The sequence below is a fragment of the Dyella sp. C9 genome (assembly GCF_003332825.1).
In the GTDB taxonomy this organism is placed as follows: domain Bacteria; phylum Pseudomonadota; class Gammaproteobacteria; order Xanthomonadales; family Rhodanobacteraceae; genus Dyella.
In genome coordinates this window covers 1-23692 of the sequence record NZ_QIRF01000008.1, presented here as the reverse complement: position 1 = coordinate 23692, position 23692 = coordinate 1, and the positions used below count along the sequence as shown (strand labels likewise).

25 protein-coding genes are annotated in these 23692 nt (G+C 61.2%); 7 read left to right on the top strand and 18 right to left on the bottom strand.

The window, feature by feature from the left end; all coding sequences use genetic code 11:
- Nucleotides 1-58 precede the first annotated feature (58 nt).
- The gene (locus DVU99_RS11285; protein ID WP_198670280.1) at nucleotides 59-715 is read right to left on the bottom strand and encodes a response regulator transcription factor; all 657 of its coding nucleotides are present in this window, start codon (nucleotides 713-715) and stop codon (nucleotides 59-61) included.
- Nucleotides 702-3767 (bottom strand): sensor histidine kinase, encoded by a 3066-nt coding sequence (locus DVU99_RS11280; RefSeq protein ID WP_157971414.1) that lies wholly within the window; start codon nucleotides 3765-3767, stop codon nucleotides 702-704. Before DVU99_RS11280 ends, DVU99_RS11285 begins: the two co-directional genes overlap by 14 nt.
- Before the next feature lie 249 nt (nucleotides 3768-4016).
- Between DVU99_RS11280 and DVU99_RS11275 the strand changes: the two genes are divergently transcribed.
- The 6 genes from DVU99_RS11275 (at nucleotide 4017) to DVU99_RS11250 (ending at nucleotide 7813) form a co-directional block, all read left to right on the top strand.
- Entirely contained in the window at nucleotides 4017-4403 is a 387-nt protein-coding gene (locus tag DVU99_RS11275) for a hypothetical protein (protein ID WP_114240425.1), read from the top strand.
- A gap of 125 nt (nucleotides 4404-4528) precedes the next feature.
- On the top strand, nucleotides 4529-5089 hold the full coding sequence (locus tag DVU99_RS11270) for a cytochrome P460 family protein (protein ID WP_114240313.1): 561 nt from the start codon (nucleotides 4529-4531) through the stop codon (nucleotides 5087-5089).
- A 57-nt stretch (nucleotides 5090-5146) separates the two neighbouring features.
- A complete protein-coding gene (locus DVU99_RS11265; RefSeq protein WP_114240312.1) occupies nucleotides 5147-5335 on the top strand; it encodes a hypothetical protein in 189 nt (62 codons plus the stop codon).
- Nucleotides 5336-5403: 68 nt separating this feature from the next.
- On the top strand, nucleotides 5404-6435 hold the full coding sequence (locus DVU99_RS11260) for an alpha/beta fold hydrolase (RefSeq protein WP_114240311.1): 1032 nt from the start codon (nucleotides 5404-5406) through the stop codon (nucleotides 6433-6435).
- 24 nt (nucleotides 6436-6459) lie between these two features.
- Nucleotides 6460-6969 carry a cytochrome P460 family protein gene (locus tag DVU99_RS11255; RefSeq protein ID WP_114240310.1) on the top strand — a complete coding sequence of 170 codons (510 nt, stop codon included), beginning with the start codon at nucleotides 6460-6462 and terminating at the stop codon, nucleotides 6967-6969.
- A 55-nt stretch (nucleotides 6970-7024) separates the two neighbouring features.
- Nucleotides 7025-7813, top strand: coding sequence for an alpha/beta fold hydrolase (locus DVU99_RS11250; RefSeq protein ID WP_114240309.1), 789 nt, complete (start codon nucleotides 7025-7027; stop codon nucleotides 7811-7813).
- A gap of 135 nt (nucleotides 7814-7948) precedes the next feature.
- Here the strand turns inward: DVU99_RS11250 and DVU99_RS11245 are convergent, their stop codons facing one another.
- The gene (locus DVU99_RS11245; RefSeq protein WP_114240308.1) at nucleotides 7949-9103 is read right to left on the bottom strand and encodes an NAD(P)/FAD-dependent oxidoreductase; all 1155 of its coding nucleotides are present in this window, start codon (nucleotides 9101-9103) and stop codon (nucleotides 7949-7951) included.
- Nucleotides 9104-9164: 61 nt separating this feature from the next.
- On the opposite strand from DVU99_RS11245, the gene DVU99_RS11240 reads away from it, so the two are divergent.
- A complete protein-coding gene (locus DVU99_RS11240) occupies nucleotides 9165-9641 on the top strand; it encodes a MarR family winged helix-turn-helix transcriptional regulator (protein WP_114240307.1) in 477 nt (158 codons plus the stop codon).
- 102 nt (nucleotides 9642-9743) lie between these two features.
- On the opposite strand, the gene DVU99_RS11235 is transcribed toward DVU99_RS11240, so the two are convergent.
- The 15 genes from DVU99_RS11235 to DVU99_RS11165 form a co-directional block, all read right to left on the bottom strand.
- Nucleotides 9744-10337: a M17 family peptidase N-terminal domain-containing protein gene (locus DVU99_RS11235; protein WP_232823567.1), complete on the bottom strand. Its 594-nt coding sequence runs from the start codon at nucleotides 10335-10337 to the stop codon at nucleotides 9744-9746.
- Nucleotides 10338-10354: 17 nt separating this feature from the next.
- Nucleotides 10355-10975, bottom strand: coding sequence for a hydrolase (locus tag DVU99_RS11230; RefSeq protein ID WP_114240424.1), 621 nt, complete (start codon nucleotides 10973-10975; stop codon nucleotides 10355-10357).
- 303 nt (nucleotides 10976-11278) lie between these two features.
- Complete coding sequence (locus DVU99_RS11225) at nucleotides 11279-11752, bottom strand: VOC family protein (RefSeq protein ID WP_232823566.1); 474 nt, start codon at nucleotides 11750-11752, stop codon at nucleotides 11279-11281.
- A gap of 176 nt (nucleotides 11753-11928) precedes the next feature.
- Nucleotides 11929-12972, bottom strand: a complete 1044-nt coding sequence (locus DVU99_RS11220) for an AraC family transcriptional regulator (protein WP_198670279.1) — start codon at nucleotides 12970-12972, stop codon at nucleotides 11929-11931.
- Nucleotides 12973-13053: 81 nt separating this feature from the next.
- A complete protein-coding gene (locus DVU99_RS11215) occupies nucleotides 13054-14118 on the bottom strand; it encodes an NAD-dependent epimerase/dehydratase family protein (protein WP_114240304.1) in 1065 nt (354 codons plus the stop codon).
- 195 nt (nucleotides 14119-14313) lie between these two features.
- A complete protein-coding gene (locus DVU99_RS11210; protein ID WP_157971413.1) occupies nucleotides 14314-14709 on the bottom strand; it encodes a hypothetical protein in 396 nt (131 codons plus the stop codon).
- Nucleotides 14710-15504: 795 nt separating this feature from the next.
- Nucleotides 15505-16617 (bottom strand): serine hydrolase, encoded by a 1113-nt coding sequence (locus DVU99_RS11200; RefSeq protein ID WP_198670278.1) that lies wholly within the window; start codon nucleotides 16615-16617, stop codon nucleotides 15505-15507.
- 797 nt (nucleotides 16618-17414) lie between these two features.
- Nucleotides 17415-19226, bottom strand: coding sequence for a tannase/feruloyl esterase family alpha/beta hydrolase (locus DVU99_RS11195; protein WP_114240301.1), 1812 nt, complete (start codon nucleotides 19224-19226; stop codon nucleotides 17415-17417).
- Between the two features lie 368 nt (nucleotides 19227-19594).
- Nucleotides 19595-20386: an alpha/beta fold hydrolase gene (locus tag DVU99_RS11190; RefSeq protein ID WP_114240421.1), complete on the bottom strand. Its 792-nt coding sequence runs from the start codon at nucleotides 20384-20386 to the stop codon at nucleotides 19595-19597.
- Nucleotides 20387-20520: 134 nt separating this feature from the next.
- Nucleotides 20521-20817 carry a hypothetical protein gene (locus DVU99_RS19760; RefSeq protein WP_157971412.1) on the bottom strand — a complete coding sequence of 99 codons (297 nt, stop codon included), beginning with the start codon at nucleotides 20815-20817 and terminating at the stop codon, nucleotides 20521-20523.
- 102 nt (nucleotides 20818-20919) lie between these two features.
- Entirely contained in the window at nucleotides 20920-21345 is a 426-nt protein-coding gene (locus DVU99_RS19755) for a hypothetical protein (RefSeq protein ID WP_157971411.1), read from the bottom strand.
- Nucleotides 21346-21518: 173 nt separating this feature from the next.
- Complete coding sequence (locus tag DVU99_RS11180; protein ID WP_114240299.1) at nucleotides 21519-21845, bottom strand: nucleotide pyrophosphohydrolase; 327 nt, start codon at nucleotides 21843-21845, stop codon at nucleotides 21519-21521.
- A gap of 218 nt (nucleotides 21846-22063) precedes the next feature.
- The gene (locus tag DVU99_RS11175) at nucleotides 22064-22381 is read right to left on the bottom strand and encodes a hypothetical protein (protein WP_232823565.1); all 318 of its coding nucleotides are present in this window, start codon (nucleotides 22379-22381) and stop codon (nucleotides 22064-22066) included.
- 135 nt (nucleotides 22382-22516) lie between these two features.
- Nucleotides 22517-22861 carry a hypothetical protein gene (locus tag DVU99_RS11170; protein ID WP_114240297.1) on the bottom strand — a complete coding sequence of 115 codons (345 nt, stop codon included), beginning with the start codon at nucleotides 22859-22861 and terminating at the stop codon, nucleotides 22517-22519.
- Between the two features lie 85 nt (nucleotides 22862-22946).
- On the bottom strand, nucleotides 22947-23570 hold the full coding sequence (locus tag DVU99_RS11165; RefSeq protein WP_157971410.1) for a hypothetical protein: 624 nt from the start codon (nucleotides 23568-23570) through the stop codon (nucleotides 22947-22949).
- Nucleotides 23571-23692: the final 122 nt, after the last annotated feature.

The following is a 23692-nucleotide window of genomic DNA, read 5'->3' as shown; positions in this document are numbered from 1 at the left end:
AGGCCAGAAGCCCTTGTATCCACCCGGGCATCTGCGCGCTGCGAAGCGCCGCCCGGGGCTATATCTGGATGATGCCCCGCTTTATCGCGGTCACCACCGCGTGCGTGCGGTCCTGCGCGTCGAGCTTGGACAGGATGCTCTTCATGTGCGACTTGACGGTGTCCTCGCTGACCCCAAGCTCCGACGCAATCTGCTTGTTCGCGTACCCGCGCGCCACCGTGCGCAAGACCTGCAGTTCGCGCTCGGAAAGCGTGTCGCCGCCCACGTGCACCGCCAGGTCGGAGGCCACGTCAGGATCGATGACGCGCCGACCGGCGCGCACCGCGCGGATGGCGTCGCGCAACTCCTTCCGTAGCGAGGCCTTGAGCAGAAACCCGCTGGCACCGTGGCGCAATGCATGGCTCACCTGCGCATCGCCCCGGTAGGTGGTAAGAATAAGAATGCGTGCCTCGGCGAACTCCGAGCGGATGGCACGCATCGCATCGACCCCGCTCATGTCGGGCAACTGCAGATCCATCAGGGTAACCTCCGGCCGATGGGTGCGAAACGCCTCGATCGCCGAACGACCATCCGCCGCATGCGCCACGATGCGCATGTCCGCCTCGCCGGAAAGCGCGAAGGCGACCCCATCGCGCAAGAGCGGATGGTCATCGACCACCAGCACCGTAATCACTTCGACGTCGCTGGTCGGCATAGGCGTTTCATACTTCGTCATGGTCTAGGGTTCTCGTACTCGTGCTGCGTCCGGCGAATATCTGGCGTAGCAGGCGCATGCGCCGGCTCCACCTGCTCGTCGGCCGGCGGAAGGCCATGGCCGCCGGCACCACCAGCTCCACCGCCGTACCCGCGCCCGCCCGGCTGGAAAGCGTCAGGCGTGCGCGAAGGCTTCTTGCACGCTCATGCATGCCTTTCAGGCCCCAGTGACCGGCGGGCGCCTTTTGGGCGATCGCGTCCACGTCAAAGCCTACACCGTCATCGGTGATGGCCAGCGTCAATCGCTTTCGTTCGTAGCACAGGCTGACGTCGATGCGGCTGGCCTTGGCATGGCGCAGGGCATTGGACATCGCCTCCCGTGCGATGCGCAGCACTTCGTCGCCGACGGCAGGGTCGACCGGCCGGTGTGCACCTTCCACCGTGAGCCCGAACGTGATGCGGCTGTCACGCGTGAACTCCGCGCCAAGCTGCTGCAGCGCGTACTCCAGATCGGCTTCCCTGTGCTCAAGGGCCCGCAACTGGGTCACCCGGTCGCGGCCCTCGATGATGACCTTGTCGGCGTGATCGAGCGCGCCCTCCATGAGCTCGCGCGCCGGTTGGGAGGGCGGAATACGCTCCATGGCCGATTGGAAGCGCAGCATCAATCCCTGCACAGCCTGCAGGAACGTATCGTGCAGCTCGCGCGCAATGCGCTCGCGTTCGGCGTGCCGCTCCTCGAAGAGCGTACGCATCTGGACTTTGATATGCGCGACACGCCAGGAAAACAGCAGCCAAAGCGCAAACGCGATCACGGCCACCACCAGCAGCGTGAACAGGCTGGTCTGGTAGAACGCCGGCAGTACGGTGAAGCTCAACGCCGCGGGGCTTTCCTGCCACGCGCTGCCGTCCAGTCTGGCGGCCACACGAAACCGGTAGGTACCCGGCGGCAAGTCCGTATAGAACGCCTGGCGGCGCGAACCCGCATCCATCCAGCCGCGGTCACGTCCATCGAGCCGATAACGGAAGCGGATGTGCTGCGGCGTGGCGAGTTCTATCGCCGTGTAGTCCAGCTGTATGTTGCGCGTCAAGGCAGGCAGCGCCAGCTTGTCGTCCAGCGGGTAGGTTTTTCCGTCCGCGGTCAGCCGCTCGATGTGGATGGGCAACGCGGCATCGCTGGCCACGCTTGCGCGAGGGTCGAGCGTCTGCAGCGACGCGCCGTTGACGAACCACAGCCTGCCATCCGGATCGCGTGTGATCACCCGCTGGAACGGGGACAGGCCGGAACGTACGCCGTCGATCGCATCGAATACCCTCGCACTCGTCGTATGCGTGGGATCATGCAGGGCGCTTTCGACGTCGGAACGTTCAAGCCTGACCAGGCCGCAGCCCATTTGCAGCCACAACGACCTGGCGTCACCGTCGACCACACCATTGACTTCATCGCAGGGAAGTCCATCCTTGCTGGATAGGACTCGAAGAACCCCATCCTTGAACGCGACCAGCCCCTTGCTGCTGCCGCCGAGCACCAAGCCGTCCCCGGCAACAGCCAACTCCACGATGGGCGTGTCCAGGTGCGTTGGCGCCAGCCCTCCCGCCTCGCCCGGATGGGTCAGCTCACCGTCGACCGTGCCAACCCAGACGGTGCCCGCCGCATCGGATGCGAGGCTGCGCGGTACGGGATATCGGGGAGCGGCGAATTCGTCCACGACCTGGCCATCCCGTATGCGGACGAGCTTGTTGGGGTAGGCGCGCACGACGGCCCACATGTCGTCACTGGCATCCTGCGCCAGCCCGTACACCATGCCCTTCAACGGCTTGCCATGCTGGTCGAGGACCGCGGAGAACTTTCCATCCGCATGGATCCAGAGGCCCTGGTCAACGCCCACCCACAGGCGGCCTGCGTGGTCCTCGAGCAACGAGGTCACCTGGTTGCCTGGCAACTCCTTGCCGAAGCGGAGCGACTGGATGCGACCGTGGTCGAGGACATCCAGGGCTCCCGCCGTGCCTACCCAGATTCTTCCGTCGCGGCTCGCCGCCACCGAATCGATGTCATCGACGGTCAAACCTTGCCGGGTCGTGTAGCTCCAGACCCGGAAGTCGCGAAACCGATCGATGCCGCCCGACGTCGAGACCCATACGTTTCCCTCCTTGTCTTCGAAGAAGGCGTAGATGCAGTCGCTGGTCAAGCCGTCCTTGCTGTCGAAATGATCCACTCGCCCCGCGACGTAGCGATAAATGCCGTGATCGATGGTGCCTATCCAGAGCCCACCTTCACGATCCCGGTACATGGCCTGGACCGCCAGCGAGCTTCCCGTGATGCCATCGGCCTCGAAAGGCTGCCATTGGCCCTTGACCAGGCGCTGCAGGCCAAGCCCGGCTCCGGTCAGGGGCAAGCCCGCCCACAACGCACCGGTGGATTCCCGGGAGAGGATGATGATGCCAGGCGTGTCCGCCTTGACCTTCGCCTCGATGGGAAACGTCCTGGACGAAGCATGTTCGCTCCACTCCACCACGGCAACATCCGAGCCCATCCAGAAGGTACCGTTGTGGTCGGTGATCATCCGGTCACAACACATGCGGGACACGACCAGGCCATCATCCTTGCCATGGCATGTCGTGCCGGTATCTGTCACTTCACATAACGGCTTCAGTTCCTTGTTGTACGTCGAGAGCCAGATCTTGCCGCCCTTGTCCTCGGCGAGCGAGTTCACTCCGCCATCGAACGCGCCATAGTCGGTCAGCTTGCCGTCTTTCCAGCGGCTCAGGCCCTTGGTGGTACCTATCCACAAACTGCCGTCCCTGGCGCCCAGGAGCGCCAGGATGAAGGAGCTGCTCAAGCGACTGGCGGTCAGGGTATCGAGCGCTACGAAGCGCGCACCGTCGTACCGCACCACACCGGTCTGCGTGCCGATCCACAAATAGCCGTCCGAGGTTTGCCCGATCGGATAGGCGGAGGCGGGAAGTTCCCCATCCTGCAATCGCCAGGCGGTATGCCCGTACTGTGAAAGCAGGCGACCCGCATCGACCGCGTGCGCAAGGCCACTGGCGCCAAGCATGGCGACGAGTGCAAGCACCGATGCGCAACGGATCCAGGGAAGGCAGCGACGCCCAAGGAGGGAGAACCAGTCCGAGCGGTAAGCCACTGCCCTTCCTCTCTGCCATCGGCCAACGGACGTTCAATCTTCGCCGAACCCGGCTGGATTGAAAATGCTCGAGTTGCCACCAGCCACGCATGCCGCCCGGTGGCAATGCCTCAAAAGGGTGACTCCAGTTCTCCACCATGTGGGGTCGCAGCCACATCCGGGCGCGCCTAGGCTATGGCCATGCAGCGCCTATTCTCCATGTTTCCGGTCGGCTTACCCGGTATCGGTTTGCTTTGCCTGCGCCTGACGGCAGCGCTCGCGCTATGCCTGGCGACGCAGTCGATGCAAGCCCGATTCCCGGCACTCGCATGGATGCTGGAGATACTTTGCTTCCTGTTGCTCATTGGCTTCGCAACACCCTTGCTCGCTTCGTTTTGCGCCTTGATCGGGGTCTATGCACTGATCCGTTCGGGCGGCGCGGCATGGGCGTGCGCCGGAATCTCTGTGCCCGTGGCCGTTGCACTGGCGCTGCTCGGCCCGGGTGGCTACTCCGTCGATGCCCGCATGTTCGGACGCAGGAGCGTGGTGATCAACGATCCCGACGACCCGCCAGAAATGAAGCATTGATCGCATGGCCACGCACGTGATGTCCCCACGCAACGAAAGTCAGATGGACCGGTGATCGACCAAAACACGCGGGCGACCGCCTTAAAGAGTTGGCCCCCACCCACTCCAGCCAGGAAGGACCCGCCATGAAAACCAGGAAAACGCGCTCGATTGCAGCAGTGCTGTTGATGACGGCAACACTGGGTGGCGCAGCGCTTGCCGTAACAGCCCAGGACAAATACGCCCTGAAGGCTCCTGGCGGCCTCGCCTTCTCCGAATTCAAGGGATACGAGAACTGGGAGGTGGTGTCGGTGAGTGAGGACGGCGGGCTTCTGGCCGTCATTCTGGCCAACCCGACCATGATCAACGCCTACCGCTCGGGTATTCCGGGCAACGGCAAACCGTTCCCCGATGGCTCGAAGATGGCCAAGGTCCATTGGAACACCAAGAAGATGGAAACCTTCCCTGCAGCGACCGTGCCGGCCCACCAGCAAGACGTCGACTTCATGGTCAAGGACAGCAAGCGCTTTGCGGACAGTGGCGGCTGGGGCTACGCCGTATTCGACCGCGCCCCCGAAACCGACACCTTTGCGCCGGGCACACAGGCAAGCAAACCGCCGCAGGGCAACGATGCCAAGTGCGGGCTCGCCTGCCACACGATCGTAAAAGGCCGGGATTACGTCTTTACCGACTACGCCAAACGGTAGTCGTGCGCGCCGGACGCGTCCGGCGATCGATGCCGATTATTCCAGGGCAAGACCACGATGATCACGATCCGCAGCTATAGCACACGACTTTCCGCCGAACTGGCCAGGATCCGGCTGGATGCCGCCGGCATCGAGGCCCAGGTCGTCGGTGTCGACTTCGCCATGGAGGGCGGCACGGGTGGTATCCAACTGCAGGTGCCGGACGAATACAGGAACCAGGCGCTGGCCCTGCTCGACGAAACCTGACAACCCCGTTTGCCGAAGGAACGGCTGCAGTCTCTTTCAACGAACCGCTTCCCTACCGGAGACATCCCATGCAGTTGAAAAAGAACGTTTCGGCTCGCGGCTTGCTGCGCACAGCGCTCACGGCCGCACTGGTGATCCAGGCAGGCCTGCTCGGCCAGGCGCATGCGCAATCGGCACCGGCACAACCGGCCGCCACCCCCGAGGCCTGGGGTGCACTCAAGCATGTGCATGCCGGCGTGCTCGACGTGGCCTACGCGGAGATGGGGCCGGCCAACGGTCCGGTGGTGATCCTGCTGCACGGCTGGCCGTACGACATCCATAGCTACGAGCAGGTGGCGCCTGCGCTGGCGGCGAAGGGCTATCGCGTGCTGGTGCCGTATGCGCGCGGCTACGGCGACACGCACTTCCTGTCCGCCAATACCGCGCGCAATGGCGAGCCTGCTGCCCTGGCGCAGGACGTGATCGACTTCATGGACGCGCTGCACATCAAGCAAGCCGTCTTCGGCGGCTTCGACTGGGGCGCGCGTTCGGCCGACATCGTCGCGGCGCTATGGCCGGAACGGGTGAAGGCGCTGGTCAGCGTGAGCGGCTACCTGATCGGCACGCAGGAAGCCGGCAAGGCACCGCTGCCGCCCAAGGCCGAGTACCAATGGTGGTACCAGTTCTACTTCGCGACCGAGCGTGGCCAGGAAGGCTATCAGAAGTACCACCGCGACTTCGCCAAGCTGATCTGGCAGCTGGCCTCGCCCAAGTGGAACTTCGACGACGCCACCTTTGAGCGCAGCGCCGCGGCGCTGGACAACCCGGACCACGTCGCGATCTCCATCCACAACTACCGCTGGCGCCTCGACCTGGCCAAGGGCGAGGAGAAGTACGCGGCGCTGGAGGCCCGCCTGGCGAAGCTGCCGACGATCTCGGTACCCACCATCACCATGGAAGGTGACGCCAACGGCGCTCCGCATCCGGCACCGGAAGCCTATGCCAAGCAGTTCACCGGCAAGTACGAGTTTCGCCTGATCACCGGCGGCATCGGCCACAACCTGCCTGAGGAAGCCCCGGCGGCCTTCACCCAGGCAGTCATCGATGCCGATCATCTCTGATCCCGCGCGGCGGAGGGAAACCCAATGAAACGGACTCACGTTGCCATGCTGGCCGTGGCCGGTGCCTCCATCGCGATGGCCACCATGGCGTTTGCAGCGGACCTGATGGGCAAGAGCCAGGCATCGCCCATCTACGGCGTCACCTTGCCCGACGGTTACCGCCAATGGGAGTTGATCGCACCGGCCGAGGAAGCCGCACCGCTCGATGAATTGCGCGTGGTGGTGGGCAACGCCGCCGCGCTCAAGGCCTACCGGAGCCAGAGCTTGCCATTTCCGGACGGCGCCGTGCTGGTCAAGCTCGCGTGGAAGCGCAAGCCGTCGCCGGAGTTCGAGCCGGCGACCATTCCCGGTGCTGCCTCGACGGTGCAGGTGATGGTCAAGGACTCCAAGCGGTACGCCGCCACGGGCGGCTGGGGCTTTGGCCGGTTCATCGATGGCAAGCCGGCCGATGAAGCGCAGCACCGTACGTGCTTCGCCTGTCACCAGGCCAAGGTGAAAGACCACGACCTGGTCTTTACGCGCCTGGCCCCCTGATCCGCGTCGCGACAACGTCCGTTCATGCCATACCAAAACCTCAAGGAGATGTGAGATGAAAAAGATCCTCGTCGCGCTTGCGCTGTGCGTCACCGCGATGCTCGCCATCAATGCATCGGCGCAGATGGCCAAGCCGGCACAGAAACCCTTCATCGTGCTGGTGCACGGCGCCTTCGCCGATGCGTCAAGCTGGAACGGCGTGGCCAAGATCCTGCAGAAGGACGGCTATTTCGTGATTGCCGCGGCCAATCCCCTGCGCGGCGCCAAGAGCGATGGTGCCTACATCAGCAGCCTGGTCGGCGACCTCAAGGGACCGGTGGTGCTGGTGGGTCATTCGTATGGCGGCAACGTCATCACCGAGGCAGCCAATGGGCACGCCAACGTGAAGTCGCTGGTCTACGTCAGCGCCTTCGCCCCTGACACAGGCGAAACCCTGGGTGAACTGACCGGCAAGTTCCCGGGCAGCACGCTGGGCCAGGCACTCGCCCCGCCGGCCGAGCTGGCCGATGGCGGCAAGGACCTGTACATCGTGCAGGACAAGTTCCCCGCGCAGTTTGCGGCGGACGTGCCGGCCGGCGAAGCCGCGCTGATGGCGGCCACGCAGCGTCCCCTGCTGCAGGCAGCGCTCGATGAAAAGGCTGGCCAGGCCTCCTGGAAGACCATCCCGTCGTGGTGGGTCTACGGCGATGCCGACAAGAACATCCCGCCGCAGGCCATGGCCTTCATGGCCAAGCGTGCCGCGGCCAAGGACGTGGTGGTCGTCAAGGGCGCGTCGCATGTCGTGATGGTGTCGCATCCCGAAGTGGTAGCGCGCCTCATTGAAAAGGCCGCCGTGGCCAACTGAGGCCAGCTCCGGCGCGGCAGGTGCACCATCCGCGACAGGTGCGTGGACTTCACACGACAGGAGTCCACGCGCCTTTGGCCTGCAGCGGTTTGCAGCGAAGCACTACCCTGCCGGCATGCTCACGCGCGCGCCCGATCAGGAACCTGGTCGATTACGCATATGCCCCTTCATGGCATCCAGGCTCAGGCTGATCGCCACGTGCGATAGCTCGGTGGCGGCCGCTTCGGCGGACGCCTTCGCCGCTGCCTCGACGCGCGAGAACATGTCGCTCTCATAGTCCCTGACGGCGGACCGCCAGTCATCGGTCTCCACCAGGCGCCGCGCCAATTCGGCGGCATCCAGGAGCGCTGCGTTTACTCCCTCGCCACCGAAGGGCGACATCACGTGGGCCGCATCGCCCAGGAGCGTCACGCCAACGCGGTTGGCCCAGTGGTGGCCGACCGGCAACGCGTAGATTGGCCGGGCAACGATCTGGTCGTTGCTTGCACGGATGAGATCGAGCACGCTGCTCGCCCAGCCATCGAACTCTGCGACGAGTTGCCCGCGTGCAATCGCCGGCGACGAGAAGTCGAAGTGATGGCTGACCCAGTCCACGGGCACCCGGAATATGGCGTAGCCGCGCAGATGCGCATTGCCGTTGCGCTGGACAATAAGCGCACGACCATCATTGCCCTCGACGCCAAGCTTGCCCCGGCCCACCATCGCGGAAAGCGCCGGATGGCGCACGTCCACGTCATCGAGGCCGAACTCGATGAAGGTAAGCCCGGTGTACTGTGGTTCGTAGCGCGACACCAGGTGCCGTACCGTCGACCAGGTTCCGTCCGCTCCCACCACAAGGTCAAATGTCTGCCTGTCGCCGTGCGCGAAGATGACGTCGTAGCTTCCATCGGCGTTGGGCTGCACGCGAGAGACCGCGTGATCCCAACGCACGGCCTGCGCGGGAAGCGAGGCCAGCAGCATGTTCCTTAGCGCCGTGCGATCAACCTCGGGACGGTCGCCCTCGCTGGCGTCATCATCGGCCAACAGCAGCCTGCCGTGCTTGTCGCACAGGCGGCCGCCCTGATCCTCGTAGCGGGCAATGGCGAGGAACTCCTGCTCAAGGCCAGCCCGCCGCAGCGCCAGCTGGCCGGAGTCCGCATGCAGGTCAAGCGTGCCGCCCTGCGGCCTGACCCCGGCATGGGCTTCACGCTCCAGTACGGTCGAGGTCATTCCTCCCAGGGCAAGGATGCGGGCCAGGGCGAGGCCGCCGGGGCCTGCCCCGATGATGGCGATACGTGGCTGACTGCTCATCGACAATACCTCTACGCCCATATACATTGGAACCTATATAACAATATAGGTGACTATCTATATGTCAAGGTCCGTCGACTGGAGCCTGTTCGACAATCCCGCTCCCCTTATCAACATGGCCTCGCGTAGCTTCGCCAGGCTTGGCGATCGCCAGGTCAAGCCGCTGGGTTTTGCCATCGGTCAGATGCCGGTTGTCTACCTTTTGCGCGATGGTGGCTCGATGTCGCAGAAGCAACTGGCAACGCTCGCCAAGATCGAACAGCCATCCATGGCCCAGATGCTTTCACGCATGGAGCGTGACGGGCTCATCCAACGCTCGCCAGACCCTGCCGATGGACGGAGCAGCCTGATCTCGCTCACCCGCGGTGCCATGGCGAAAATCCCGAAGGTCCGGGAAGTGATGAATGCGGGTAACCGGCAGGCGTTCGACGACTTCAGCAAGGCCGAGATCACGATGCTGGTGGACCTGCTACGACGCCTCAACTCAAACCTGGATCGCCTTCTCGCCGAGGAAAACCCCGGCGAACCCAGGTCCTAGGCAACCCGGCCGGCGCTCGCCCGGCCATCGGCTTTGCCTCCCCACGTCAGGCCAACTGACTTCGGAAGCGGTTTGATCGAGTGCGCCTGACCGACGATCCACTCATGGGTTCAAGGCGGCCTTGAATTGCTCGGCTGCGGCCGTGAAGCCCGCCGCGCCGACATCAAACACCCACCGGCGCAATGAGGGCGCCGGCGCCAGGCCGTATCTCGCTACACTCAGTTGGGCGTCGATGGCGCGGGTCAAGGCCTTTGCCATGGCCGTGGCGACACCAGCCGTGGCCTCGGGCGCCAGCCCCGTGTCGAGCAGGCTCGGCGCAAATGCGGCACTGGTGGCGCCCAGTTGCATCGCAGCACGGACCGCGGTGGCGACTGCCCGGGCCGTCACTGCCGTCGTCCATTGGGCCGGATCGCCTATGCCGATCACCATCACCGCCCGCGCCGCAATGGCCGGAGGCGGCTGACTGAGCAACAGCGTCTCCGTCGCCTCACCCAGGAATGCGCCCTCATCGCGCAAACGTACCAGCAGGCCCGACAGTGCATTGTCCAGATGAAGCAACCCGCCATGCGGTCCACCATCCAGCTCACGGGCGAACATGCAGGCAAAGGACAGATCCACATCCACCGTCACGCCGTCCCGGGCAGCAATGTCGATCGATACGTCCTGCCAACGTCCCAGCCTCTGCTGCTCGGGCATGCGTCCTCCGGAGGTCATCAAGGCTTGATCATGTCACGGGAATAGGCGAGCCCGATCCCATAGCCGCCCCCGAACTCCTCCACAATGGCCCTGGCGCCGTCGTAGGTGTCATGTCGTGTCCAGTCCCTCTGCAGTTCAAGCAGCACCTGGATCCAGCTTGTCATGTGGATACCGGCCGACTGCATCCGCGTCAATGCAAGCTCGTGGCTGCGCAAGGTAAGTCCGCCGCAGGCGTCGCCCACCACGAAGACCTCGTAGCCATCGTTCGCCGCCGATAGTGCCAGGAAGCTCACGCAAGCTTCCGTCAGCATGCCGGAGACCAATAGCTTCTTGCGGCCGGTCTGGATGATCGCTTCACGGACCGTGTCATCCTCCCAGGCGTTCATGTTGCGCCGGTCGATCGCAGCCACCTCGGGGATGGCGCGCTGCAATGCCGGCATCATCGGCCCGCTGTACACCTTGGTAGCCGATGTGGACGCCACGATGGGCAGCCCAAATACCTTTCCCGTTTTCGCCAGGGCGATCGAATTGTTGAGCAGCACCTGGCGGTCTTCCGAGCCGACACCAAAGGCCAGACCGGCCTGTTGATCCACGAAAATCAACGCGCAATTGGTGCGATCCAGCAGGGGTAGGCTCATGAAGGATTCTCCGTTGGAAAGTGCAGTTTCGGCGTCGCCCTTGGCGAACGAGCTTATCTGGACGAACCCGGCAAGATGCCACCCTTTGTCCGTTGGCGAGAAGACCCGGGATAGCATCCGCCATGGCCTGCCCACCGCTGCCTGCCCTGACGCGTCCAAAGTCGTACATCTACGCCATCACCTGCGACGAAAATGCATACGCTCGCCCGGTCGCCTGCCCGATCGGTGGCGCGCTGCTTCAGCCCAGCGACGATGATCGCCACCCGACACGTTGCATCACCCCGCGCACACCGCAGCGGCCAACTAGTGCTTGGGCTCCCACAGCTCGATCTTGTTTCCTTCGGGGTCCAGGATCCACGCAAACCGGCCATTCGGATCACTGTCGTCGCGCTTGAGGACGGTGACGCCCTTGGCGCGCAGCCGCGCAAGCAGCGCATCCATGTCGTCGACGGCGTAGTTGATCATCCATCCACTGTCCGACGGTGCGAAGTATTTCGTCGAGGCAGGAAACGCATTCCAGGCCAGTACGGGTGGATGCTTGGGTGCGTCGTAGCGCAGCGCGGCGCCGCCCCAGGCTTCCACCGGCATGCCAAGGACGTCGCGATACCACGCGGCGAGCGCCTTTGGATCTTTCGCCTTGAAAAAAACCCCACCCACCCCGGTGATGTGTCCGGCCGGAGGATCGGACGCGGCAAACACCAGGCCGGCAGTTGAAAGCAAGCTTACACACAGCAAGAGACTCGATCGCCGTTTCATCCATGTGCTCCCGTTCGGCATGACTGGCCCTTTTCCTGCCCATGGCTTGCCCGCTTCGGGGCGATGGCGGACGCTTGACGCAAGTTCCATTCTAAAGGCCCATGAGCTGTCGATGGCCGGGCATCGCCAGGGATCGCTCAGCCCAATCGAATCTCCCACGACGCAACCCACCCATCAGGTGCGTCATCAATGTGCGACTAACGCAAGGCGTGCGCCAAAGGACGATCCGACCGCTCCAGGCGAAACTCACCCGGGGTGATTCCCGTCCAGCCCTTGAATGCCCGAAGAAACGAATTCGCGTCTCCAAACCCCAGAAGGTAGGAAATCTGCCCTGGCGCGAGGTCGGAATGCAGCAGGTAGTGACTGGCCAATTCGCTACGCACGCCATTGAGCACGTCGCGAAATGGAATACGTTCTTTTTCGAGTTGGCGCTGCAGCGAACGCCTGCTCACGGCGAGTCGCTTCGCCACCTGGTCAATGGACGATTGCCCACTAGGAAGCATATCAAGGAGGGCTGCGCGGACCCGCTCACCCATGGTTGCCCCCACATCAAGCTTCGACAGACGAACACGCAGGTCGGGCTCGAAAACCTCCCACATCGCCACATTCTCGGTCAGGAAGGGACGAGTGGCATCCTCTGCCGAGAATCGAATGATGTTGGATTGACCGAGCTCGATGGGGCAACCCAAGAACGCCTCGCACTGCGTTGCTTCCGGCGGAAGCGTCACCAGCTGACAGATAGTCGGCTTCACGTCAAAGCGAGTGGCCAGCCGTGCGAGCTGGACCAGGAACAGCGCTTCGAATACCCCAAGGCTTGGGGGAAGCGGATCATCCTGTCCATAGCAAGCGAGCGTGACCTGCGTGAATTCCGGACCGATGAGCACATCGCATGTTAGCGGGCCTATCAAGCGCTTGTACTCAGCCAGCCGTGACAGTGCAACATTCAGGTGAGGACTGCAAAGGCTCGCAAAGATCGGCGGGTCAAACGCCTCCACCGAGATGGCGCGAACCAGCGTGAGAGCGACGTTCCGCTCCCCGGCCGCAGCCCCCAGGCCATGCCAAAGACGAAAATATTCCGCCGGGGTTAACGACGCATCTTTGCGGGTGAAAAGATCCGCAGGAAGTCCGGCATATGACAACGCATCCGCCGCACTGATGCCGGCATCACGCAGGATCAGACGCCAGCCCGGTTGCACCGCGAAACGGCTTGCTTGTCTGGTCGTCATGACATCCATACCCATGCCTTGTTCCAACCGAGGTCACGCGCCCCATGAGTGAAACAGAGGCAACCCCATGTCCTCGGCGGTCGCTTGCAACTCGATCTAGGCCTTGGTGAAAACACCACGATCAACCATCTGTTCGAACATGTCGTTCATTGAAACCTCGAGCGGACGATAGGTTGCGCCAAGATTCTTCACGCCGCGACCATTATCAGACTTCCACGGAAGATTCACGTTCTTCGATACGGCCTGGCGGGTCAGGCCGCCATCTGCCATCGGACCGATCAACCACAACAACCATTTCGGCATCACCCGCCTGGGTATGGGGTAACGGCTACCGTACCTGGGAAGCAACAGCCGCGCTGCTTCATAAAGGTCGGTATCGTGGCCGCTGATGATATGGCGACCCGACGCAGCTGGCGTGAAAGCTGCTGCCAGATGAGCCTTCGCCAGGTCACGAACGTCGACCATTCCGAAACCCCAGCGCGGAGCCCCCATGCGGAGCGATCCGTCACCCATTCTCTTCACCATCGCGAAGCTCTCCGATGTCGGCTGGTCGTTGAGCGAAGGTCCAACGACCAGGGAGGGATTCAACACGACGAGGTTCCAGCGGCCTTGCTTCCGCGCAATCGCCCACGCCTCCTTCTCAGCGACGGTTTTCGAGTACGAGTACGGGTTGTGCTGGAGCGAAGAGCTGGTATTCCAGATGTCCTCGGTAAAAACACCTGCCGGCGTCTTCAAGAGATCGGCATTATCGCCATAGATGGTGGCACAGCTGCTGGTGAGGACCACGCGCCTGACGCTGCTCGTGCGACTGGCCTCTTCCAATATGTTGCGGGTCCCGAGCAGCGCAGGGTCTACAAGTTCTTTTTGGGCATCCTTGACGTCAACCTTGAACGGCGAAGCCGTATGAAGGACCACCTCGCATCCGGCCATCGCGTCACGATATGAACCGGGTTCAAGCAAGTCCGCCTTGAACAAGCGGATAGATCCCGTGCTTCCCGCCGCCAACGCCTCAAGATGATCCACTTTCGCACGATCATCCGGATCGCGAACCGGAGCGTGTACCGTCAAACCCGCATCGAGCAGTTCCTTGACGATCCACCCGGCGACGTACCCCGTGGCGCCCGTGACCATGACGGGCTGAGTTGTTTTGATGGCGACCATGATCGATTCCCAAGGCGATTATTCGGCATTGTGTCCCCAGAATGCCCTTGGGTAACTAGCAAAAAGCGCCAGAGTTCCTGCAAACGGCGCCAAGCTTCCCAGCCCCACGACGACTGAATTCAGCACCTGAGAGCGGAAGGCACAGCGCCATGTGGTGTCCGCTTCGGACCGGGGGTGGACGCTTTGCATCGTCCGCTAAGGATTATTTCCCGGCGAGAACAACCCTCGATCGCCGCGCAACTCGAACTTGTTATAGCTGGCCACGGGGGAGCTCTCGATCGAGATGACCCCGCGCGAAAGTGAATATGTATAGGTGGGCCGCCCACGGTAGTTCGGTGACTGGCACATGATGCGATAGCTGTCGCTTCCCAGCTTGGCGACGTTCTTGCAGTACAGACCGTGGTACGTCCACTCCTTCATCGGCATGGCCTTCGGAATGACGATTTCCAGCCCCCCTGTCATGCAATAGAAGGCCTGATTACCACAATCATCATAGGAACCGCCAAAGTCGCCACCTGCAGCACCTATGCGTACGTGTTCCTTTCCCTGTACGTCTATCCAGGTTCTTCCGACATCGATGACTATCGCCACGTTATCCAGCCCGCCCCCCCATCATAGATATAGCCTCTGGCCGGCTTGGCATCGTAGACCACAGAGACCAGGCTGACGGATAGCGCTGCCATGAACATGACAGGTCCCACAATGCGTTGCATGACTTACTTCCCCCTCGTAGAGCACACTAGCGGCAAGCTTGTGCCATCCGTTACTGCGCCCCTGTCAGAACTGTCCGCGACGGGTCGAAAACGGACACTTCAATCAAGATAAGTCCAGCTATCAGACCCGTCGAAGCGGCGCACCCTAAAGCCGGTCGCCGATGAAGGACTAAAGTTACGCATATTGATCCCAAGCTTTGGCTCGTCCTGGGAGTTAATGGGCTCCCAATGAGTCACGCATCCACAGATTACGCAGTGCATGGTGCGGATCGTTCGTCGTCCCCAGACGTAGGCGCGCAAAGACTCCAATTGACCAGAAATAGTCACTGCTCTTGGCTCAAATATCGCCCAGAGCGCACCATGCCTTCTGCAGATTGAACAGTTGCAGTCGATTACGTGATCTGGAGCGGTCGCAAGCTTCAGGCGAATCGCACCGCAGTGGCAACTACCTTCCATCATGCGAATCGCCGCTCCCGTTCAAGTTGTGCTGCCTCGCCGTTGTGCGAATGACGTCCGCTATGAGTCGAAAGCAGACGGGTCACCTGCTTGTTTTCGAGCGGCACGAGCCAGAACGGCGGACGTGACAGCATCAAAACGCAGTCGCCAAAAGCTACACCACTCAACATGGATGCCATCCAGGACCCCTGATACGGCGTTCGGACCACCGAACGAATCAACGATAGCTGGCCTCCAGCATTGCCGTGCCAAGCTCTCCGATCTTCATGTGATCGAAGCTCGTGTTGTTCATCACGATGACGGTATGCCCATCATCCAGCGTGCGCCAAGCCAATACGCGAAAGGCGCCATTGGAACCGTACTCCCAGGCAACGGGATGGCTCACGCCGGCGAATGCCAATGTTTTGGTACGTCCGCCCAGGGCATAGTTCTGAGCGGGACGCTCAACGGCCATCAAGGTGTGCGTGGATTCAACCGACAGAATCCTGCCTGTAAAAAGGCCGTTCATCAGGGCGAAGAGATCGTTAGCGCTGGCGTAGAATCCCCCAGCAAGCACCATGAAGTTCGGTATCGGTTTGTCGAGCGGCTCGGGTTGAGGGGCGGGCTGCCGGTAACCGCGCGCCATACCCGACACCGCCAACGAGCTACCGCTGTAGATGCCGCTGTGATGCAGAGCGAGCGGCTGGATCAAGTAGCCGTCTACCAGTGAGGCATAGTCCCGCCCGGTGACTTTCTCGACAATCGCTTTGACCAGAAGCCAATTGGAGTGCGAATAGTCCCAATCCGTTCCCGGCTCGAAACGCAGGTCACCACTGGCGAAGCGGCGCACAGCTTCAGCGTTGTTGAGCGATAGCTCGCGTATAGATGGATCGCGCTTGATGGCTTCGTCGACGTCGTTGGGAACACCGCTGCTGTGAGTCATCAAGCTACGTAGCGTCAATTTGGCACCGTTGTCACGCCGATAATCTGGCAGGTAGGTCGAGATCGGCTCATCCAAGCCGAGTTGACCTTGTTGGACTAGCCGCATGACTAGCATCGCAGCGATCCATTTCGAGATCGATCCAGCTTCGAACGGCGTGTCGGTCGTTATAGTTCGGCCAGTGCCGGCATCCGCCAGTCCGAAGGTCTCGGCGTAATCGATTTTCTCGCCATGACCTACCAGCACAACGCCGCTGAAATTCTCCTTCGCGGCAAAGCGCCGGGCAATGGCCGCACAATCGCCGCAATCAGCCAGGGCTGGAAAAGCAGAAAGCAGGACGAGGGCCGTGAGCACAATTTTCCATACGGTGTGCCGCCCCATCATGTTCCGCAACTTCAGTGAGCCATCCATCGGGGTAGTTTCCAATCAGGGAAGGGAGACAACTTCCACATTGGATGTCGCATGGCGCCACAAGGTTTAAGTGCATTGCCGCTGATCCGCGATAGCGCACACCGAGAAGAGGCCAGAGCCTCTCTCCCGGGTGTTTGCCGACCCGATTAGCGGCATCAAGAATGACCATTATCGGTCGGAAGCGGATCTTTCACGCGTAGAAATTTATGGCCATCCACGCTGCCAAGTAGCAGAACAGTACTCGATCGGTAGCGAACGGCCAGCAAGGGTGTGGCGGCGACTTTCCCCGGACAGCAGCCCACCAAGCCAGTCGCACGAGCCAGAGAATGCCAGGGAGGCTAGCGAGCAGTTGCCATCTTGAGGGCTCTTGGCGCGACGCGCCGGCAAATAATTCACCGATAACTGCGGCCACGCCGGCCAAGACGATCAACGCAGCGAGGATCCGGAACGGCCAACGGACAGATGGATTTACGTCGACGCCGGTCGAATTCATTGCATTGGGAGTGCCTTCCACTGCTCTATCATCCTTGTCAAAGATTTAGATAGTTCGCAGTCTCCGCTTCGGGTTGCGTATTCGGCCGGTCAACGCAAAACACTATAAATGGCCGGGCGGATGGCGTGTTGCATGCCCAACCAGGCTTCCGCGGCGCCTCACTGACAGGCAGAAGACCCTCCTGTGGGATCGAAGGCAGCAAGGCGACTCGCGCCAAGAGATCGCTCGGCTGCTGGGGTGCATGCATTCCATAGTCCGCCAAGTGCTGGCACCAAGCGGTGGTATTCGACCTGCATCTTGGCCACTACTTGCAAACCAATCCGTCTGCGCTGACCGCGCATTGCTTCTGGAAGCCCGGCTGATAGAACGATGCCGCCAGCCAAGTCGGTATCGACGGATCACTATCGCTTGGCGTCGCCGCGACGAAGTTAGCTGCCTGGTCCACATCGCCTTTACCGGCGTAACGAGCTACTTGCGGATAGGCAAAGATGGGACGCGTGCGATTGACCGGAAGCGCGGGCTTGAGCCCCGAGGCGCCACCCATCGTCGGCGGCATCGTGCCTTTGGGCATCGTCGACCTGTCTTCAGGACTGCCTCCCGGCCCCGGAGCCGCGGCAGGAGCTGGACCCATCATCAAGGGCTCCACACGCGGGCGACCGGCAACGATCATCTCAGGCGCATGATGCGACTCCACCCACTGCATCAGGGGCGTAAGCAAATCGAATTGGTTCGGACCTTGCCCACCGAAGCAATGCCCCATGCCAGGGAACAAGAACAGCCGAACCGCATTGTCCGCGGCACTTCCCAACTGTTTCTTGACCGCGTCGTAATAGGCGATGGTGTTGAGCGGCGAGATGTGAGGGTCGGCCCAGCCATGCCAAAGCATGAGCTTGCCACCGTGCTGTACGAAGGCCGCGATATCGGGATTGGTGGCGTCGTACAAGCCATGCAACGGCACCAGCTTGTTGAACGTCGCCTCATCAAATTTGAAATCCGTTACCTGCATGGTCGACGGCGGATTCGTTTCAAAGACAAGATTGCGCACTGCGCTCATCGCCATCTCTGCACTGGGAATCGGGCCATCGCCACGCTCCGGAACGAACACTCCCTTCCAGTTGAGCTCCGACCCGACTTGCACGGTCCCCACCAGAAAGTGGCGGCCCTTGTCATCGGTGGGCCCCGCATAGATCTTTCGAGCCGCTTCAACCTGAGCAGCGCTCAAGCAGCGCGACGCGTCGGCCGGCCCCTCCTTGCACTGAACCACCGCCGGGTCGAAGTTGCAGCGTCGCGGGTCGTCAATCTGACTATCCTTGAGACCGTCCAGCGCATCGCATTCCGCCAGCGCCGCCTCATGGAGAATCGGCAACGTGTCGGCAGTGATGATCGCCTTGCCCTTTGCGTCCATGTTCGAGCGTGCTTGCCAGGCATGATAGAAGCTGTTTTGAAGCTGGAAATTCATGGCCGGTGCACCGGCCGCAATACCGTCGAAATCATCAGGGAAACGCTGGGCCTCCATCAGAGCCTCTCGTCCTCCGTCGGAACAGCCGGAGAAGTAGGCATACGTTTGGGGCTGACCATAGAACCTCCTGATGATCGCCTTAGCTGCCACCGACGTTAGGTGAACTGCACGGTAGGCAAAGTCGATACGCAGTTGGGGCGTTCTGCCGAAAGATCCATCGCCCATGGACGCGCCTTCGTGGCCCATATTCGTGGTCGCGGTCACCAGCTCCCCATTTTCGGCGGGCACGCAACCGTTGGCGTGCTCAATGTCCAGTCGCATGAGGCCACACAGGCCGCCGCAGCCGAGCTGGAGGTAGCGCTGGCTCCACTTTCGCATGGGCAACCGCATTTGAAATCCGATGCTTGGATCGATGTTGCCGGTGACAGCACACATGTCACCTTCGAGACGCGCGCTCGTCAAACGGGTCGGTGCACCGACTTCTTTGGACACGTCCACGGATGTCAGTGTTTCGCATGACAGTACCGCAGGCACGGGCTTGAGAGCGGCCAAACCCGCGACCTCCGCCGGACCCGCGCCGGGGCCCGCCCAGGCGTTGAAACCCGCCGACAAAAGCACGACAGCCATGAACACCGTCGTGAATCTTTGGAATTTCATTCGAGTTGATTCTCCGTGCCGTTTTCGCTGCCTGATTCTGGCCAAGGATGGGCAGCTAGCTGCCGAATCACCTCGACTGGGCCATCCAATGAATTGGATAGCCGTCGCACCAGTGCCTATCTCGATCTGACCGTTCCCCAGCAAAGTCGACTACCGCAGAGCATGCAGTAGAGGAAAGGCGGCCCCCAATCAGCTAGGCCAATGCTCCTGAGATGAGCGGCACATCGCCAAGCGGACCCCGTTACACCATCCTAGCCATGTCCACTCCGGGTCGGAAGCAGCCCTGTCCGGTGATGCCATGTGACCACTGTCCGCCCGGCCTTCCCCAGGCCCCATCGGCAGGCCGGGGACCCTGATCGGCGTACATATCACGCTTGGTCGAGCCATCGCTGGACCAGGCCAGCAACGACTTCTGGATACTCCCGATGGGGCGAGTGGCCGCAATCGGCGAGTATTTCAAAGGCAGACCGTCCGCGACTCAGCTCGGCGATCCGTTGGGGATGAAGTGCAGATCCGAACTCGTCCTGCTCGCCATGGATCGCCAAGGCGGGACAGAAGACCTGCTTCAAATCAGCATCCAGGCTCCAGTCCGCAAAGCCTGGTGAGAGCCAGGTATCGATCCACGCACTCAATACCCATTGAGCCTTGTCGCCATGATATTTCGCCAGGCGCTCCAACTGTCCCGGCTGACCAAACGCAACTCGCGCGTCCATGATACCGCGCAGCGTTCGATCCTCGACGAACGCCTGCGCGGACACCGTTATCAAAGCTTCGCAATCAGCGCCAAAACGCGCCGCACACCCAACCGCCATACCGCCGCCCACACTGTGTCCAAAGGCGACGAAGGAGACGACACCCAGCCCCTGGCGGACAGACTGGAAGCCATCCAATGCCTCATCGCGAATAAAGTCGGCGGCAAGCACCGCCGGGTTGGCGTCCGATTTCCCAAAACCCAGCCGGTCATAAGCAATCACGCTGCGACCAGTGGCCTCGGCCAGTTGCTCGGGAAACGCTCGCCAGAGCTCCACGCTACCCAGTGAATCGTGGAACATCACGATGGGAGCGTGGCCCGATCCACCACGCGATGGCGACCATTGCTTGACGTAAAGTCGACCGCACGGCGTACTCAACCATTGATCTTGCGTGACGACTGCGACCATAAACCGGAACTGGTTTCTTGGGTGGGCACCCATCTTAGCCGTCTTTCCAATGACGGTCCGCCGGAGGACAGCTCACCACCTAGCGCGACGATCGCCCAGACCCTTTGAATTCGCTTCGGGTCGGTAGCGCTCGTTCATAGCAACCGATAGTCGACCTTGTAGATCATGCCCTTGGGCATGTTCAACGTAATGACGGTGCCACCGCATTCATAACGGTGGGGACCAACAGACACCTGCAACGGCGTGTTGTACCCACCCTTCCATCCTTCGCCATCAAACGTCGGCGCCTGGCACTTCTTCCCTGGGCCGTCATAAACAACGAAGTATGTCTTTCCATCGACTGATGTCCCTGCCGGACCTGCCGAAAAAGTCTGGGAGCATCCAGCCAGGCTAAGAAGGGTAAAAGCCAATAAAAGCTTCCGTCCGTACATTGCAATATCTCCTCCCTGATATTGTGAAGTCCGCTCCGGCTCAGCATGGGTTGCGTTGACCTGCTCGGGCGCTATCGAAAGCAGCCCCCTCACCTTTCTAGCCTAACAAGACGCCCCTTCTGCGGGCCTTTCTATCGCATGGAACAAGCCATCAGGCCCCAACCGAACTTTGATGGGGTAGCGGTCGGCATATGTACCACCGTTCGTTGCCTGGTCCGTGATGCAGAGCTCCTTGGTGTCCCCATGGTCCGCCGTGAGCTCTACCGCGAAGCACCATTCACCATCGTCCTCGATCGACTCCACGCCGCGATCCTTCACCTTGAAGTGCGTGAATCCGTAGTCCATGAGGGTATGTGCTCCGTCACGTCGTCGGGGATAGATGGAACTCGGAAAGGAGAGCACATCAAGGTGGCGGGCAACGAAAAGCACGTCGGTTGCCGCGGTGGCATCACCCGCCACTGATGCTGGTGCGAACGACGACAGCCACGACACGACGGCGATGGACAGGAATCTTGAAACCCATTTCACGATGCAAGTTTCCTTTATGTACCGGGTCAATCGAGCAGCGACCGCTGCGTCGGGCCGGAATCGAAAGCCTAAAAGTTCGTGGTCGCCCTTTGGTGATGGCACCTACCGCTAGCCATCACGCGCTAGCCTGGTGACGCAAGGCGACGCCGAATTCGTCGCCGCGTGGCCTTTTGTCATGTACCAAGTTCGCCAGATACATGTTCGACCAGCCCCCGGGTGTTACTGAAAAACTCGGCTTCCAAATCAATGCCGCACTTATTTGCCAGAACGATAATCGACCATAAGCAGTCGGACAATTCATGACCAAGTTTGGCCTTGCAGTCTTCGATAGTTCGGACACCTGCGTTCGCCTGGATCAGCTTTGCAAGGTCGCCTACATCCCCAACGAAACCAAGCGCGAGTTCTTCTGTGGTCCAGACGCGACCATACCTCTTGATTTCAAGCTGTTCGTAAAGTTCGTTTAGCTGTAATGCTGATTCTTCGAGCTCACGGAATTGCATGTTGATTGCCCCTGACACTGGCTATACGGCGCGGTGATGATGGCGCTCCCAACCCCTGTACGCGTTTGCGACCACTCGTCACATCATTCCCTGCTTTTGCCGCATGACCCCAGCCCTGGGTCTTAGGGTTGCATTGGGCCTAGAGCGGCCGTTCCCGACAAAATGGACGACCACGCCCAACACCAGGGAACCTCAAGCACTGGATCGCCCGACAAGCCTCAGTTTGGGTTGTCCCAAAACACGTCTACCGCATCCCGGTTCATGATGCCCCATATGGGCGTGCCGAGCCGCACCAAGCCTGTGCGTATGCGATGAATGGATTCGTCGTAAACAGAGATGCGAAAGATCATCTGGTATTTCGAAGTAGTGAGCCACATCGACAGCGGAACGGACAGCCAGAAGGTGTTGGATTTCGCGTGCAGGATGCGCAATCCGTTGGCGTCGGCCCAGTCGTTCAGCAGTGCCCTGGCGTTCTGGTAGTGGCGCCAGCTCAGCCCGATTGCTCCCGCGATCAGCAGCAAAAAGAGCAAAGGCATTGCTCTGATCATAAAGCCCCCAAGGGTTTCGCGCGGAGCCTAAGCGGCTTTGTGCGACTGCGCAAGCCAACCTGCGACCTGAGGCGGATGGTGGCTATTGCGAAGGTCCGCTCCGGGTCGAAAGCGGACATTCGGTTACGCCCCGCTCGAAGCCAGATAAATGCAGTCGCCCACGACGAGAAGAAAGGCAACGATCAGGCCGGTTCCAGCGAGTCTGGCGGACCAGAGCAACACTTTGACCGACCTCGAATGCCCCTTCATCTCGCAGGCTGAGGCCCAAGGCAAGAACAGTTTCACCCGCATCTGAAAGGACTTGAACGGCATCAGTCCAGGAGATGAGTCTGAAGCAAAAAGGGCCTTCACCACGCGCTGATCGCGGCGCACGGCAAAGCGAACTAGAAGGGCGAAAGCTAGATGCGCCCAGAAGAATACCGTGACGGCCATGGCAAGCAGGAAGACAGACGTGGGGATCTGATGCATGGGCAATGAGTGTCCATCGTCTCTATGGAAGTTAATGTCCGCTATGGGTCGGAAGCAGACATCCCGTGTTTAACAGAGAACAATTCTAGGGTCGTCCCCAGCTGCTGAAATCAAGCTTCAACAACGGGACGGGCTCAAGTGCAGCAATGGCGGGAAAATCACCAGCGCGGCCCCACCAGTCATTGATCATCAAGCGGGCTGATCGCCCAAACGTGAGGTGATATCCGTCTGGAACTCGCTGATCGTTGTTGGCTGGCGAAAGGACTGCCACGGCCAAGAGACCAAAGATCATCCTGTCGCTGAGCCGCACCCCACCCCCTTTTCGGATTTCAACATGGGTCAGCCCGGGTGGCCCAGCCACATCGGGAATTAGCTCGTAGCCACCCGGCAATTCATCGCCGTGGCCATGCGTACAGCGGTGAATGGCATAGACGAGATCCGCGAGATCCGGCTCTCCGCCGGGCGCAGTGGGATTGTTGACCTTTATGGGAAATCGGGTTTCAACAAGATTGATGCCAGGGGCGCCCATCGGCCCAAGGACGCCGTAGTTGTCGCGAAGCATCTGCGTAAAGCGCTGCTTATTGAGCAAAGCCGGATAGATCTTCTTTGCCGTTCCGTCCACCGAGTTGCAGGCATGCAGCATTGCTGACTCTTGCTCGCCTCGCTCCCAATCATTGATGGCGAGCCGAACGGAATCCCCCACCTTCATCGCTACCACCTCGCTCGAATTGAACGCAACAAACTATGTCCGATTTGGGTCGGAAGCGGACGTTTCCCTGTTAGTAACAGTCTCCAGGCACGTTGCAGGCGAACCTAGCCAAAAATCAGCAC